14 protein-coding genes are annotated in these 14,631 nt (G+C 41.5%); 11 read left to right on the forward strand and 3 right to left on the reverse strand.

Features of this window, described 5'->3' with window-relative positions:
- Positions 1–4: 4 nt before the first annotated feature.
- The 7 genes from ACR65F_RS17180 to nhaC all read left to right on the forward strand — a co-directional run bounded on the left by ACR65F_RS17180 (position 5) and on the right by nhaC (position 9,076).
- On the forward strand, positions 5–2,044 hold the full coding sequence (locus ACR65F_RS17180) for a catalase (protein ID WP_440505178.1): 2,040 nt from the start codon (positions 5–7) through the stop codon (positions 2,042–2,044).
- Positions 2,045–2,383: 339 nt separating this feature from the next.
- Positions 2,384–2,731 carry an ArsR/SmtB family transcription factor gene (locus ACR65F_RS17185; RefSeq protein WP_025786332.1) on the forward strand — a complete coding sequence of 116 codons (348 nt, stop codon included), beginning with the start codon at positions 2,384–2,386 and terminating at the stop codon, positions 2,729–2,731.
- 13 nt (positions 2,732–2,744) lie between these two features.
- Positions 2,745–4,040: an arsenic transporter gene (locus ACR65F_RS17190; protein WP_125102420.1), complete on the forward strand. Its 1,296-nt coding sequence runs from the start codon at positions 2,745–2,747 to the stop codon at positions 4,038–4,040.
- Between the two features lie 27 nt (positions 4,041–4,067).
- Entirely contained in the window at positions 4,068–4,487 is a 420-nt protein-coding gene (gene arsC, locus ACR65F_RS17195) for an arsenate reductase (thioredoxin) (RefSeq protein WP_440505180.1), read from the forward strand.
- A 245-nt stretch (positions 4,488–4,732) separates the two neighbouring features.
- On the forward strand, positions 4,733–6,103 hold the full coding sequence (locus ACR65F_RS17200; RefSeq protein WP_440505181.1) for an FAD-dependent oxidoreductase: 1,371 nt from the start codon (positions 4,733–4,735) through the stop codon (positions 6,101–6,103).
- 303 nt (positions 6,104–6,406) lie between these two features.
- Positions 6,407–7,159, forward strand: coding sequence for a thermonuclease family protein (locus ACR65F_RS17205; RefSeq protein WP_440505182.1), 753 nt, complete (start codon positions 6,407–6,409; stop codon positions 7,157–7,159).
- A 516-nt stretch (positions 7,160–7,675) separates the two neighbouring features.
- Positions 7,676–9,076 carry a Na+/H+ antiporter NhaC gene (nhaC, locus tag ACR65F_RS17210; RefSeq protein ID WP_039041632.1) on the forward strand — a complete coding sequence of 467 codons (1,401 nt, stop codon included), beginning with the start codon at positions 7,676–7,678 and terminating at the stop codon, positions 9,074–9,076.
- A 43-nt stretch (positions 9,077–9,119) separates the two neighbouring features.
- On the opposite strand, the gene ACR65F_RS17215 is transcribed toward nhaC, so the two are convergent.
- Together ACR65F_RS17215 and ACR65F_RS17220 are read right to left on the reverse strand one after the other, a co-directional pair.
- The gene (locus ACR65F_RS17215) at positions 9,120–9,650 is read right to left on the reverse strand and encodes an isoprenylcysteine carboxyl methyltransferase family protein (RefSeq protein ID WP_440505183.1); all 531 of its coding nucleotides are present in this window, start codon (positions 9,648–9,650) and stop codon (positions 9,120–9,122) included.
- Positions 9,651–9,660: 10 nt separating this feature from the next.
- Positions 9,661–10,737, reverse strand: a complete 1,077-nt coding sequence (locus ACR65F_RS17220; RefSeq protein WP_440505184.1) for a type III polyketide synthase — start codon at positions 10,735–10,737, stop codon at positions 9,661–9,663.
- A gap of 190 nt (positions 10,738–10,927) precedes the next feature.
- Between ACR65F_RS17220 and ACR65F_RS17225 the strand changes: the two genes are divergently transcribed.
- Positions 10,928–11,230 carry a cupin domain-containing protein gene (locus tag ACR65F_RS17225; RefSeq protein WP_440505185.1) on the forward strand — a complete coding sequence of 101 codons (303 nt, stop codon included), beginning with the start codon at positions 10,928–10,930 and terminating at the stop codon, positions 11,228–11,230.
- A 64-nt stretch (positions 11,231–11,294) separates the two neighbouring features.
- Here ACR65F_RS17225 and ACR65F_RS17230 read toward each other — a convergent pair whose 3' ends face one another.
- Positions 11,295–11,726 carry a YaiI/YqxD family protein gene (locus ACR65F_RS17230; RefSeq protein WP_039041628.1) on the reverse strand — a complete coding sequence of 144 codons (432 nt, stop codon included), beginning with the start codon at positions 11,724–11,726 and terminating at the stop codon, positions 11,295–11,297.
- A gap of 137 nt (positions 11,727–11,863) precedes the next feature.
- Here ACR65F_RS17230 and ACR65F_RS17235 point away from each other — a divergent pair, with 137 nt between their 5' ends.
- From ACR65F_RS17235 to ACR65F_RS17245, 3 genes are all read left to right on the forward strand, one after another.
- Positions 11,864–12,094, forward strand: a complete 231-nt coding sequence (locus ACR65F_RS17235; protein WP_440505186.1) for a hypothetical protein — start codon at positions 11,864–11,866, stop codon at positions 12,092–12,094.
- A gap of 127 nt (positions 12,095–12,221) precedes the next feature.
- On the forward strand, positions 12,222–13,604 hold the full coding sequence (locus tag ACR65F_RS17240) for a leucyl aminopeptidase family protein (RefSeq protein ID WP_440505187.1): 1,383 nt from the start codon (positions 12,222–12,224) through the stop codon (positions 13,602–13,604).
- Positions 13,605–13,771: 167 nt separating this feature from the next.
- Positions 13,772–14,368: a class I SAM-dependent methyltransferase gene (locus ACR65F_RS17245; RefSeq protein ID WP_440505188.1), complete on the forward strand. Its 597-nt coding sequence runs from the start codon at positions 13,772–13,774 to the stop codon at positions 14,366–14,368.
- Positions 14,369–14,631 lie beyond the last annotated feature (263 nt).

A 14,631-nucleotide genomic window follows, 5' to 3' on the forward strand; every position in this document is an offset into this window, starting at 1 on the left:
AAGCTTGCAAAAACAAAATGAAGAACAGAACAAAAAACACCGTCAACTCGAGACATTTCGAACAGACGACAAAAACAAATCACTTACAACTAACCAAGGCTTGAAAGTGTCAGAAGATGAACACTCTCTGAAAGTAGGAGAACGTGGACCAACACTCATGGAAGACTTCCATTTCCGTGAAAAGATGACCCATTTTGACCATGAACGGATCCCAGAAAGGATTGTCCATGCGAGAGGCTATGCAGCTCACGGAGAATTTGAATTATACGAATCAATGAGTGAGTATACAAAAGCGGATTTCTTACAAACTCCAGGTAAGAAAACACCTGTTTTCACTCGCTTTTCAACAGTGGCAGGAAGCAAAGGATCTGCAGAAACGGTTCGGGATGTTCGTGGATTTGCAGTGAAGTTTTACACAGACGAAGGAAATTATGATCTTGTAGGAAACAACATGCCGGTTTTCTTTATACAAGATGCTATTAAATTCCCGGACTTAATACACGCTGTAAAACCGGAACCTCACAATGAGATGCCTCAAGCAGCATCGGCACACGACACATTCTGGGATTTTGTTGCGAATAACCAAGAGTCTGCCCATATGGTCATGTGGCATATGTCAGACCGAGCAATTCCCCGTAGTTTGCGCATGATGGAAGGATTCGGTGTACATACGTATCGATTCGTGAATGCAGAAGGCAAATCCCACTTCGTCAAGTTCCACTGGAAACCGAAAATGGGTGTAAATTCCCTTGTTTGGGACGAAGCTCAGAAAATCAGCGGGAAAGACCCGGACTTCCACAGAAGAGACTTATGGGAAGCCATTGAAAATGGAGACTATGCTGAATGGGAGCTTGGTGTTCAGCTCATCGAGGAATCACAGGAATTCGACTTTGACTTCGATATTTTAGATCCTACCAAACTATGGCCAGAAGAAGATGTTCCCGTTAAAATCATTGGGAAAATGACGTTGAATCGGAATGTAGATAATGTATTTGCGGAAACGGAGCAAGTTGCCTTCCATCCAGGACACGTTGTACCGGGAATTGACTTCTCAAATGACCCGTTGTTGCAAGGTCGTTTGTTCTCGTACACAGATACACAACTAATCAGACTTGGTGGACCGAATTTCCATGAGTTGCCCATCAATCGACCGGTTTGTCCATTCCATAATAATCAGCGAGATGGTTATGGCCGACAGACGATCAATACAGGTCAGGTGGCTTATCATAAAAACTCGCTGGCAGACAATACCCCATCTACTTCTACGAAAGAAGAGGGAGGATACGTTCACTATCAGGAAAAAGTGGACGGACGCAAAATCGCAGCCCGTAGTGATTCGTTCAAAGATCATTTCTCTCAAGCGAAATTGTTCTGGAACAGTATGTCGATTGTAGAGAAGAAGCATATTATCGATGCGTTTAGCTTTGAAGTAGGAAAAGTGAAAAACAAAGACATACGTCAGCAAGTCGTGGATATGTTTGGACATGTAGATAATGGATTGGCTTCTGCTGTTGCTCATGCAGTAGGTGTACATGCACCAAATGCCAGTGAGGAAAGCACGGTCACGAAAAGTTCACCTGCATTGAGCCAAGAGAACAAAGCGAAGTTGCCGGATACGCGTAAAGTAGGCGTCCTAATTGGTAACCAATTCGATGACTCTGAAGTGGAAACCATCGTGGAAGCTTGTTTAAATGCAGGCATGAATGTGGATTTGATTGGCGAAAAATATGGTATGGTAACTGGCGCCAATGGGCTGGAAGCAGAAGTGGACGAAACGTTCTTGACGATGCACGCTGTTCTGTATGATGCAATTGTCGTTGCAGGTGGAGAGGCCGAAAATCCACAGAAGTTCAAAATGGATACGATCGACTTCCTGAACGAAACGTATAAGCATTTTAAACCGATCGGGATTTTATCAAAAGGCCAAGAATTTGTAGACAATTCCAACGTGGAAATGACTGCAGGGGTTATCTCGTCTAAGAATAATGATTTTGCACAACAGTTTGTGAATGCAGTGGCAGAACACCGTCACTGGGATCGATAAAGTACGAAGAGGCAGCTGTCCATAGGGCAGCTGCTTTTCTTTCGCTTCACAGTTCAGAGGACATTGGAACAACTAGTAATTTGTATAAAGCCAAAGCAAGATAGAAGGATTATGTTTAAATCTATAAATAGGAGCAGTGGTAGTTCAGTCTGCAACGTTATGAGATGTTGGTGAGAATACAAATAATAATGTTAACAAGGTGGATATAATTCTAAAGTTAAAGACCTTGGATTTTTCAGGGCTGCCATGTGTCGGTCCTTTTTTGTGGTTTTAAAACCATACACTTGCTTATATAAGCATATGGTTATATAGTGTAGAAAAGACATGGAGGGATGATAGGTGAACGAATCAGAGGTAGTAGAATTGCATAAAGCATCACAAATTTTGAAGTTGCTTGGAGATAAAACTCGTTTAACAATGATGAAGCTGCTCCAAACACATGATTGTTGCGTGTGTGAATTCGTTGAAATCTTTAAGATGAGTCAACCTGCTATCAGCCAGCACCTAAGGAAGCTAAGAGATGTTGGATTGGTGAAAGAAGAACGTAGAGGACAATGGATCTTTTACTCGATAAACAACGAGCACGAAGACTATCCTTTTGTTCAAAGTATCTTAAATCATTTACCTGAACAAAATGGATTGGTTGTTGACTTGGAAGCGCAAGGATTGCGTATTTCTTGCAATTAAGGAGGAACGTACATTGGTTTCAGTTTTTACCGCATCATTGATATTTGTTGTGACACTTATATTTGTAATTTGGCAGCCGAAAAATTTGTCTATTGGTTGGTCTGCCTGTATCGGTGCCTTGATCGCTTTACTCCTGGGTGTAGTTGATTTTGGAGATGTTGCCGATGTAACGGGTATTGTATGGAATGCAACACTTGCTTTTATTGCTATTATTATAATCTCTTTAATATTGGATGAGATTGGTTTCTTCGAATGGTCTGCTCTTCATATGGCGCGATTCGCTAAAGGAAGCGGAGTCCGTATGTTTGTTTACGTTAGTATTCTAGGTGCTATCGTTGCGGCATTATTTGCAAATGATGGCGCTGCATTAATACTGACACCTATTGTTCTAGCGATGGTTCGGAACTTGAATTTCAGTGAGAAAATGATTTTTCCGTTTATAATCGCTAGTGGATTCATAGCTGATACGACCTCCTTACCGTTTGTTGTGAGTAACTTGGTGAATATCGTTTCCGCGGACTTTTTTGATATCGGATTTGTAGAGTATGCATCTAGGATGATCGTTCCGAATCTGTTTGCTTTAGTGGCAAGTATTCTAGTGTTATATCTATTCTTCCGTAAAAGTATTCCAGGCGACTATGAAGTTTCTGCACTAAAAACACCGAGTGAAGCGATAAAAGATCACAAGATGTTTCGACTATCTTGGGTTGTTCTTAGCATTTTACTAATAGGTTACTTCACAAGCGAATTTATCGGGGTACCAGTCTCATTTGTTGCAGGAATCGTAGCCCTTTTCTTCTTGTACATGGCAAAAAAGAGTTCAGCGGTTCAGACGAAACAAGTGTTGAAAGGTGCACCCTGGGCGATTGTATTCTTCTCTATAGGCATGTATGTCGTTGTGTACGGCTTGAAAAATGCTGGCTTGACGAGTGTATTGGCGGATGTGATTCAATGGGCTGCCGACCAAGGCTTATTTACCGCCACGATGTCCATGGGGTTTATAGCAGCATTCCTTTCGTCCATCATGAATAATATGCCCACTGTCATGATCGATGCGCTGGCGATTGCTGAGACAACGACTTCTGGTCCAATTCGAGAGGCTTTAATTTACGCGAATGTGATTGGAGCTGATCTTGGTCCGAAAATCACACCAATCGGGTCACTCGCAACTCTTTTGTGGTTGCATGTCCTATCACAAAAAGGTGTGAAAATCCGGTGGGGAACCTATTTCAAAATCGGTATCATCTTAACAATTCCTACTTTGTTTGTTACATTAATGGGCCTCTATTTGTGGTTATTGGTAGTCTAATATGAAAAAAGAAAGGGGAGCACAGTAGTGCCGAAAAAAACAATCTATTTTTTATGTACAGGTAACTCATGCCGAAGCCAGATGGCTGAAGGATGGGGGAAAAAGATTCTTGGTGAAGATTGGCTAGTTCTTAGTGCAGGCATTGAAGCACATGGAGTAAATCCGAATGCGGTGAAAGCTATGTATGAAATTGGGATTGACATTTCAAGACAAACCTCGGATATTATAGATCCTCAACTCTTAAATAATGTAGATTTTGTTGTCACTCTTTGTGGGGATGCTGCTGACAAATGCCCAATGACACCACCTCATGTACATCGTGAGCATTGGGGATTTGATGATCCTGCAAAAGCAGAAGGAACAGATGAAGAGAAGTGGGCATTCTTCCTGCGTGTACGAGATGAAATAGGCGCAAGGATTGAACTGTTCGCCAAAACAGGTGAATAAGAAACCGTCCATGGAGACTTGTATCGTTTTTTTTGCGTACGATATATAAGCTTATGTTTATACACTTATGACAGATATTGAATGGAATTGAAAGTGAAATTTTTGAACCAACAATTAAATAGACCGTTTTCTGTTACTTTTACATCCTTTATTAATAAAGGTGTGGGAGTTGTTGTGAAATCCCTGTTCTAGCCGAATTCAAACACAAAATTTAAAACTATTACATAATACGTGGAGGTATTATCATGAAAAATCAAACTGCATGTTGTTCAAATGCTAAATTACCAATAACTACCAAAAGTGAGAAAAAAGAACACTCGTCGCTGCCAATTGCTATCATTGGAGCTGGTCCTATTGGATTAGCCGCCGCCGCCCACCTGGCAAAGGCAGGAGAGAATTTTATCGTTTTAGAAGCCGGTCCACGTGTAGGACATCATGTTTTGCAGTGGGGTCACGTTCGTTTGTTTTCGCCTTGGCAATATAATATCGATAAGGTAGCCAGAGAGTTACTTGAAGAAAATGGATGGGATGCACCAACTCCTGAAGTGCTCCCAACTGGTAAAGAGTTAGTGGGAAATTACCTACTACAAGTTGCTGAATTACCACAAATCAGACCTTCAATTCAACTGAATACTAAGGTGATTTCTATTAGTAGAAAAGGGTTTGATAAGACGAAATCAGCCAATAGGGAGAACATTCCTTTTGTGCTTTATATTGAAACACAGGGTCAAACAGAGCAGATCGAAGCGAAAGCAGTCATCGATGCTACAGGAACATGGGGACAACCGAATCCCATGAATTCCACTGGTATTTGGACGCAGGAAGAGAGGTCTTTTGAAAACCAGATATTTTATGGCATTCCAAACATTAATGGTAATGAGTATGAAAGGTTTATTGGAAAAAGAGTGGCAGTCATCGGGGGCGGACATTCCGCAATCAATACCATTCTGGAGTTATCTGAGTTGAATGAAAAACATTCTGATCTAAAAATAACATGGATTCTTCGTAAAAATAGTGTGGAAGAAGCATATGGTGGTGAAGAGAAGGATGCACTCCAAGCACGTGGTGAACTTGGAACCCGGATCCATCAATTGGTAAGTTCAGGCCGTGTTCAGGTTTACACACCTTTTAGAATCCATAGTGTAGAGAAAAATGAAAGCTCTTTGAAACTAAGTGGAGACTTAAATGGAGAAAGCTTTTCAATTAATGGTATAGATGAGCTGATTGTCAATACGGGGAGCCGCCCTGACTTTTCTTTCTTAAGTGAAGTAAGGTTAAATATTGATGCAGCAACTGAGAGTATCAGTACGCTAGCCCCACTAATTGATCCAAACCTCCACAGCTGTGGGACGGTTCGACCGCACGGTGAAGAGGAGTTGAGACTACCAGAAAAAAATCTATACATCGTCGGCATGAAAAGCTATGGACGTGCTCCAACCTTCCTAATGGCGACAGGTTATGAACAAGTACGATCAGTTGTAGCCTATCTGACAGGAGATTTTGAATCCGCGAAGAATGTGGAACTAGATTTGCCCGAGACCGGAGTGTGCAGTATAAACCTAGAATCTACAAATAAGGACGAGACTTGCTGCAACACAACAAACGGAAGCTGTTAAAGAAGTGAGCTAATGAAGATGGTAAATCATATTAATATTTAAGCTGAAGAATAGACTCACACCTAGTTTCCTTTGGTCAAACAAAAGAGAAAATATAGATTGGGAAAATTGAATAAAGACTATGATAGATTTGGCTCATATCCTTATACGAATTATATAAAGACTATGAAACCTCTGAATGAACAAAGAAGTGAGTATTGACTTATTTGATTGAGCAGTTGTCCTGTGGGGCAGCTGCTTTTCTTTCGTTTGACAACCTGGTAAACTAGGAGGAATGAACAAACGAGTGAGGACTGAATAATTATGGCACAACGAAAGAGTAAAAAAAGTAAAGGAAAAGGGAGTCTATCCGCACTGATTGTGGCTGTATTACTGGCAGGCGCCTATTATTTTTTCTTTCAAGAAGAAGAGGCAGCACCTACACGTGACGGTCTGATCCCAGTTGAGTTAGTCAAAACGATAGACGGCGACACAATTAAGATTATGTATGAGGGGAAAGAAACGAATATCCGTTACTTACTCATCGATACACCAGAGACAAACCATCCGAGACTAGGGAAACAACCTTTCGGAGAAGAAGCGAAGCGACGTAACCAAGAACTGATGAATAGTGGAAAGCTGGAAATTGAGCTCGATATTGGGCAGAAGTACGATAAATACGGTCGATTACTTGCCTATATTTACATAGACGGGGAAAGCGTTCAAGAGAAGTTATTATCAGAAGGACTCGCCCGAGTTGCTTATGTGTATCCACCGAACACGCGCCATCTAGATGAATATGAAAAAGTTCAAAACGAAGCAAAGAAAAAAGGCGTTGGAATTTGGACGTTAGAAGATTATGCAACTGATCGTGGATTTGACAGTGACACATATCCTGTAAAGAGTGAGTCCTCTTCCAAGCCCGATATGAAAAAGCCCTCCACACAGCCTATTGAACAGTTTGCAAATTGTACAGAGCTTCGGAAAGTCTATCCAACTGGTGTAAAAAAAGGACATCCCGCCTACAGTGAAAGAATGGATGGAGACAAAGATGGCGTCGCTTGTGAACCTAGATAAATTTTTTATCTGATGGTTCGTTCACTTTATTGTAAACCTTACATTAGTTGTTTGAAGCGGAAGGTGGCGACTCCGGAGGGATCACTAGTGAGAACAACCTAAGTTCGCGGCGTCCTGCCGCAACGGTTGCATGACCTACGTCCTGTAGGCCAGCGTCCACCTGAAGCGGAAAACAGCGGCAGTGTGTAATGTTGATTCTATGATTTAATATTGTATAACTTGACAAACTTAAAAGTCATGGTAAGATTTCAATAATCATTCAAACCGAAAAGTAAATAGCCATTCAAAGTGATGATGCAGTAGTGAACAAAGCAAGCAGCAACCAGAGACTGGATAGATGGTGTAAGTCCAGGCACTTCGTTCATGAATTACGTCAACAAGCAATCTTTGAATCCAATGAAGTGGATAAGCGATATCAGCTTGTCAACATGGGTGGTACCGCGGAGAACTCCTTCGTCCCTGTTATAGGGAACGAATGGAGTTTTTTTGTACGCAAAAACCGAGGAGGACACCGTCATGTTTCACATTCAACCATTACTCAAACCTACATTCACAGAGTCCATCTCACTGATTGCCGTGATCATCTGCATGATTAGTGCAAGTATTATCGGATTTGGAGCTGTTCCACATTTACCGATTTTGGCATCCATTTTACTTTTAATCGGATATGGATTAGTCAAAAAAGTATCTTACCGTAATATCCAAGACGGAATGACAGAAGGTTCCGGAGCAGGTATGGGCGCAGTGTTTTTGTTCTTCTTCATCGGCATGCTCATTAGTAGTTGGATGATGAGCGGAACGATTCCAAGCTTGATCAATGCTGGTTTTCAACTCATTACCCCGTCTTACTTTTACGCGATTGCGTTCACAGTAACCGCGATTATCGGGATATCAATCGGTAGCTCGTTGACAACTGTCGCGACGGTTGGTGTAGCGTTGCTCAGTATGTCAGGAGTACTCGGTCTATCTCCAGCCATTGCTGCAGGAGCGATTGTATCAGGTGCATTCTTCGGGGATAAAATGTCTCCTTTATCCGATACGACCAACTTGGCTTCATCGATTGTCGGGGTCGACTTGTTCGCTCATATTCGAAATATGATGTGGACGACCGTTCCGGCATTTGTCCTATCGTTTGGGATATTTGCGATTCTTTCACCCTCAGCAGGAGATGCTAAATTGGATACAATCCGGTCGTTTCAGGAGGCACTAGCGGAAACCGGGCTCGTTAACTGGATATCATTCTTGCCATTAGTAGTACTTATTGTTTTGACGTTGATGAAAGTCCCGGCACTTTTAACGTTGGCGGCAAGTACAGCTTCAGCAGTCGCGATCGGATGTGCCTTACATGCATATGGTGTCTCACAAGTTTTTGCAATCCTCTTTGATGGTTTCAAGTCCGAAACAGGCGTCGAAGCGGTAGACAGCTTACTAACTCGTGGCGGCATTAGTAGCATGTTCTTCACAATTACGCTCGTCATCTTAGCTCTTACTATGGGCGGGTTGTTGTTTAAGCTAGGAATTGTACAAACCTTACTTGAGAAGGTGGAGCAATCCTTACGCTCTGCAAGTTCAGTAATTGGGGCGTCTGCGTTAACGGCGATCAGCATCAACGTACTGATAGGCGAACAATATTTGTCAATCTTACTAACTGGGCAAGCGTTTCAAGGTCAGTTTAAAAAGTTAGGGCTTGCGAGTAAGAATTTGAGCCGTGTCATGGAAGATGCAGGGACTGTCGTCAATCCACTCGTACCTTGGAGTGTTTGCGGGATATTCATTGCGGATGTACTAGGTGTACCTGTAGTCGATTACTTCGGATTTGCGTTCTTCTGTCTATTCTCACCGGTTTTGACCATTTTGTTCAGTGTGTTTGGCAAAACATTAACGTATGAAGACTCAACAAAAGAGTCCCATTCATAATATACAAAAAGCAGCGGCTCAAAACTTGAGCCACTGCTTTTGTTCATTCCAATGAAAACTTTTCTTTGTAGTTAGTCGCATCTTTCAAGGCTTGTTCTTCTTGTGGGATGCGGACGGACATCATCCAGGCATTCAATAAGGTGAAGGCAATTGCTGTGAAATAAGCACCGAATATCATTGGGAGGACAAGAATTTCTGTCGCAACGATGACATAGTTAGGGTGTCGGATGAATTTATAAGGTCCCTTCATGACAACATCTGCACCTGGAAGGATGATGATTTTAGTGTTCCAATACTTTCCGAGTGAAGAAAGACACCAAATCCGCAACACCTGTGTTAACAAGAATATCGTCAATAAAATACCCCAGATTGGCGATAATACTGGTTTTCGGATGAGTACTTCTACTAGTAAGGAAACAAAAAAGGCAGTATGAAGAAGAACAATAGCAGGGTAATGACTCGCACCGACTTCGTATGCCCCTTGAGCTTTCATCCGTTTCTCGTTGTTTTTAGCAATGACTAACTCCGCAAGTCGTTGAAGAATGACGATTGAAATTACAATCCAGAAGAACAATGTATCCACCTCATTCCCATTTCAGCAATTGAAGTTCCCCGCAAAATCCTGGACCGAGGGCAGCGAGCACACCGTATTCCCCTTTTGCAGGCTTTGCTTCCATGAATTCCTTTAATACGTAAAGAACTGTGGGGGACGACATGTTTCCATTCATCCGTAATACATTCCTTGATATCTCAGTCATTGAACTATTGAAGTTGAGCGCCTCTTCGTACGCTTCTAACACTTTTTTTCCGCCAGGGTGGGCGACGAAATGGGAAATGTCTTTGTCTGTGAGGTTATACTTGTTTAAAAATTGATGAACAAACGGCCCAAGCCAGTCACTGATGATGACAGGAATACTTTTGGAGAAGACGACGTACAATCCGCTATTTTTTACATCCCATCCCATAACGTCTTCAGAATCAGGCATTAGCTTTGAGGTCGTCGCAACAATGGATGGGCGAACTTGTTTCGAACGTAACTTGGATTGATCACCAACAATAAGTGCACAAGCGACTCCGTCTGAAAATAACGAAACACCAACGAGATTGCTCTTTGAATAATCGTCTTTCTGGAAAGTCAGACTGCACAATTCAATCGCTAGGACGAGCACATTCGCTTCTGGATATGCCATACAGAATTCATTGGCACGACTTAGCCCTGAAGCGCCACCTGCACAGCCAAGCCCCCATAGAGGAATACGTTTTACATCATCGCGAAAGGGTAGATTATTCATAATGCGTGCATCGATACTAGGGGTGGCAATGCCTGTACTTGAAACAAAAATGATGGCATCAATATCTTTGTAGTCTACTTTCTGATCTAGCATACTGGATTCGAGACACTCAGTGACTGCAGCTGTGCCGTATTCAATCGCATGTGATATGTACAACTCGTTACGCTCTTCGAAATCATGGGTTTGCCCATACCAATCGAGAGGCATGCAGACATTACGCTGTTCAATATCACCGTTTTGAAACACAGTTAACAGCCGTTCAATATCTTTGAAACGTCCACTGAAAACCGAACGTGATAATTCAACGGCTTCTTCCTGTTTAATAAGATTAGGTGGTAAATGTGTGCTTACGGATACGATTTGGGGCATGAGTGGACCTCCTATTGTCTTTAGTTCACTAATTTCCTAAAACAAGGTCGTGTAAACGTTATTAAACAATAAATGAGAAAGCTATGAGGAGACTTGTACTCTAACTAGAACAAGGATAAATGCAAGTAACTATGGAAGAAAAATAAATGGCTATTTATCGTCTAACACAAACCAACAAAAGGAGAGGATTATGTTGAAGCTGATTGAAACACTAAGGAAACTTGACAGTAAAGCGAAATCTGTAGAACAAGTATGTGCGATTCCAAATGCCACAGTATTAAATATCCAGCTACGCGCAGGAGAAGAAGTGTCTGAGCATGATTCAGACAGAGAAGTTCTAATCATCGTTAGAAAAGGGAAAGTTCGTTTTACGGTTGAAGGCACTCCAGTTACGGTATCAGAGGAAAATATCCTTCACATGGCCCCTAACGAGAAACATAGTTTGTTCGCAGAGACCGATTCGGATATTTGTGTTCTTCAAATTACACCTTAACGAAATAATGGTATGCAGAGAGTTAAAGGATTATGAGTACAAGCCTGAACGAAACGCATAATTGTTACTGCGAAATAAGCTTCGAAAGGCTACTTTGGAACGCTTCGTTTTGTTCAACGGAGCGTTTTTTAGGTCCTTTTAAGCGACCTCCCGCTTGGCGAACTTTTTGAGCAAAGTGCCGGGAATACAACAGCTGATCGATGTTTGCGTCCGTGTACCATCTTCCATTTTGGTCTATCGGACGCCCTCCTTTAGCTAGCGCCATGGCAGCAAGACCATAATCTTGGGTGACGACAATGTCTTTGGGTTGAATACGGTTCACAAGAACAAAGTCTACCGCATCCGCTCCTTTGGAAACAACGATTGTTTCAGCACCATCGCGAACCATTTCGTGAGCGGTGTCGCAAATCAGCAAACAAGGGATTTGATGGACCTTTGCAGTACTAATGGTGATGTCAACGACGGGACATCCATCGGCATCGACTAATATTTTCATCTTTCTTCACCCCACTTAGTTAGAGCGTATCACAGCAACCTATAAAAAATCATTTTTTCAGTCTTTCGGATGTTTTTAGTCAAACTTTCTAGGGAATACTTAAAAAAAAGTAAGTGATTCAGAAGGGAGAGATTTGGTTGAATACACCTGAGAATAGTCAAATGACTGTAAACGAGGCGGAACAATATGGAAGGCAGATGGATGCTAAAAATCGAGCTTTAGAGAAAACTCATTATCTAGATGAAACCCCTGTGGAAGAAGGCAAAGTGACACCACCCCTTTCAGATGAAGAGATTAAGAAACGTACGGGTGCTGGAAATTTTGAAAACGTTCAGGATACAGGAGCGATGGGCTCCATTAATAGTTAAACCATTCCTTTACTCGGGATGGTTTTTTGTATGCTATCAATTATTAGAATCCTCTGTTTTCACATGGTACACTAGTGAAGGATTATTAGTTACATAACGAATCTATTGAAGAATGGGGATAACGATAATGACTGAAGTGAAGTTGCTATTTTCACAAGATACGGTAATTCAACAAAGTGAGGGTCTGAAAACGTTTGTTAACCAAATACATGCAGGTTCTGGAAGTGCAGTCTTTTCAGAAGGGCATCAATGGTATGTAATGTCAGTGAAAGACGGGAAAACAGGTTGCCTGGAAACCGTTCGTGCGATGGCGGGAACTGCAGCTAGAGAATTGAGCCGTGCGAAAGTATCTTCAGCAACACTAGAAGTTAGTGCACTCGGTAAGCAATTTTCAGGTGTAGAAACAGAACAAGCGATCACGGCGTTTGTAGAAGGCTGGCATTTAGGAGCTTATCAGTTCCTAACGTACAAATCGGATGCAGAACCGTTCAGTACTAAATTAATAATTGAAGGTGCATCTGAAAAAGCTGTTCAAACTGGAGAGCAACGTGCTGAAGCTGTTTCGTATTCACGTGATCTGATGAATGAATTATCAGATGTATTGAACCCAGAATCTTATCCAGAGCGTCTGAAAGAAGTGTTCCAAGATACCGATGCGAAAGTCATCGTTCATGACAAAGAGAAGCTTGAAGAGATGAAGATGAATGGCGTCCTTACTGTCGGCAGAGGAAGCCGATATGCTCCATCGTTTGTAGAAGTCTCTTATTGCAAAAATCCATCGAAACCTTTAGTTGCACTAGTAGGTAAAGGCGTCACGTTCGATACGGGCGGAATTAGCTTGAAGAGTGGGAAAGATTTAAGTGATATGAGAATGGACATGGGTGGATCGGCTGCGGTTGCAGGAGCTATGAAGCTACTTGTAGAAATTGAAGCTGATGTCAACGTTGTTGCATTGATACCAATGGTTGAAAATACTCCAGATAATACAGCTGTGTTGCCGGGCGAAGTCATTCAATACAAAAACGGTCACACAGTCCAAGTGGGCAATACAGATGCTGAGGGACGTTTGATTTTAGCAGATGGATTGCTTCGCGCTGGCGAACTGAACGCAGCCTATGTAGTGGACATCGCAACATTAACTGGATCAATCGAAAATGCACTAGGATCTGATATCGCAGGTGTGTTTGGTGATGATGAACTTGCTACCAAGATGAAAGAGATTGGTGCAAAAAACGGAGATGCGGTATGGCCAATGCCGTTAATCGATGCGTACGATGAAACCCTGCAAAGTGATTATGCAGATTTCAATAACATCAGTTCACTCAGCTTTGCAGGTTCGATTACTGCCGCACTCTTTTTGCGTCGTTTCGTATCCAAGGGTACACGCTGGTTGCACGTGGATATGGCGGGAATGATGCAAAAGACATCAAACTCGGGCTATTATCCAAAAACAGCAACGGGTTATGGCGCACGTTTGTTGGCGGATTATGTGGCGGAGATCTCTAAGTAAGAATAATGGAAGGAAGGACCAAAACGCATTGCTCTCAGCAGTGCGTTTTTTTCATCGATCCAAGATAAAGGAAACGAGTTAATTTCAAGAGATGCAGTTTTGAATCTGTCCCATTCGATATGATTTCTGTTATGATAGTCGGACTTATTATAATGGGAGCATGAAACATGGATACGAATGTCTTTGAAGAGATGGCTAAAAAATATGATACAGAAGAAAGACAAGAATTAGCAAAAATCATCGTTCAGGAAGTAAAAAAGGAATTACGAAATAGTGAAACAAAGTCTTTAATCGACTATGGAAGTGGTACAGGTCTAATCAGTTTAGAGTTATCCGATTTAGTCGATTCTATTTTGTTAATAGATTCATCTAAACAAATGTTGGAGATATCGAAAGCAAAAATTTCGCAAAAAGGAATTCTAAATTCACAAGTACTTCACTCGGATTTTACTGAAGATACTCCTGAACTTAATGCAGATATCGTTATCATGTCACTAGTTCTACTTCTTATTCCGGATACTAATAAGATATTAACAGAACTATTCAATATTCTAAATAAGGATGGCAAGCTTATTATAGTAGATTTCGATAAAAACGAGCAAATAGATCATCCGAAAGTTCACAACGGTTTTTCACATGTAGAGTTGAAAAACAAATTGAAAGAAGTTGGATTCAAGACAGCTGAAATTAGAACATTCCACCATGGAAGTCGTATTTTCATCAAACAAGATGCCTCCCTGTTTATATCCAGTAGTATAAAGTGATCACTCATTAGTGTTCTTAAATAGTAAATGACTAGTTGACCTGAAGATAGAAATTGCCACTAGATACATCAAAAGTGCATTGCTCATTCAGCAATGCGTAAGACTGTAGACAAACTCCTGTTATCAAGGGGGGGACTGCAGTCTTTTTTCTTTTACAATTGGATTAACTATAAAAGTTGATCTTCGCTGCGAGCGGACGCTTTCTTACCTCGAGTCAAGTCTTTTATAAGATTAATAATGAAGCTTATGAAGGAAAGTATCAA

The organism is Sporosarcina sp. SAFN-010 (assembly GCF_059415065.1).

Coding starts and splice junctions, on each gene's coding strand:
- ACR65F_RS17200 (WP_440505181.1), top strand. CDS start 4,733: ATGAAAAATCAAACTGCATGTTGTTCAAATGCTAAATTACCAATAACT.
- ACR65F_RS17205 (WP_440505182.1), top strand. CDS start 6,407: ATGGCACAACGAAAGAGTAAAAAAAGTAAAGGAAAAGGGAGTCTATCC.
- nhaC (WP_039041632.1), top strand. CDS start 7,676: ATGTTTCACATTCAACCATTACTCAAACCTACATTCACAGAGTCCATC.
- ACR65F_RS17220 (WP_440505184.1), bottom strand. CDS start 10,737: ATGCCCCAAATCGTATCCGTAAGCACACATTTACCACCTAATCTTATT.
- ACR65F_RS17225 (WP_440505185.1), top strand. CDS start 10,928: ATGTTGAAGCTGATTGAAACACTAAGGAAACTTGACAGTAAAGCGAAA.
- ACR65F_RS17230 (WP_039041628.1), bottom strand. CDS start 11,726: ATGAAAATATTAGTCGATGCCGATGGATGTCCCGTCGTTGACATCACC.
- ACR65F_RS17240 (WP_440505187.1), top strand. CDS start 12,222: ATGACTGAAGTGAAGTTGCTATTTTCACAAGATACGGTAATTCAACAA.
- ACR65F_RS17245 (WP_440505188.1), top strand. CDS start 13,772: ATGGATACGAATGTCTTTGAAGAGATGGCTAAAAAATATGATACAGAA.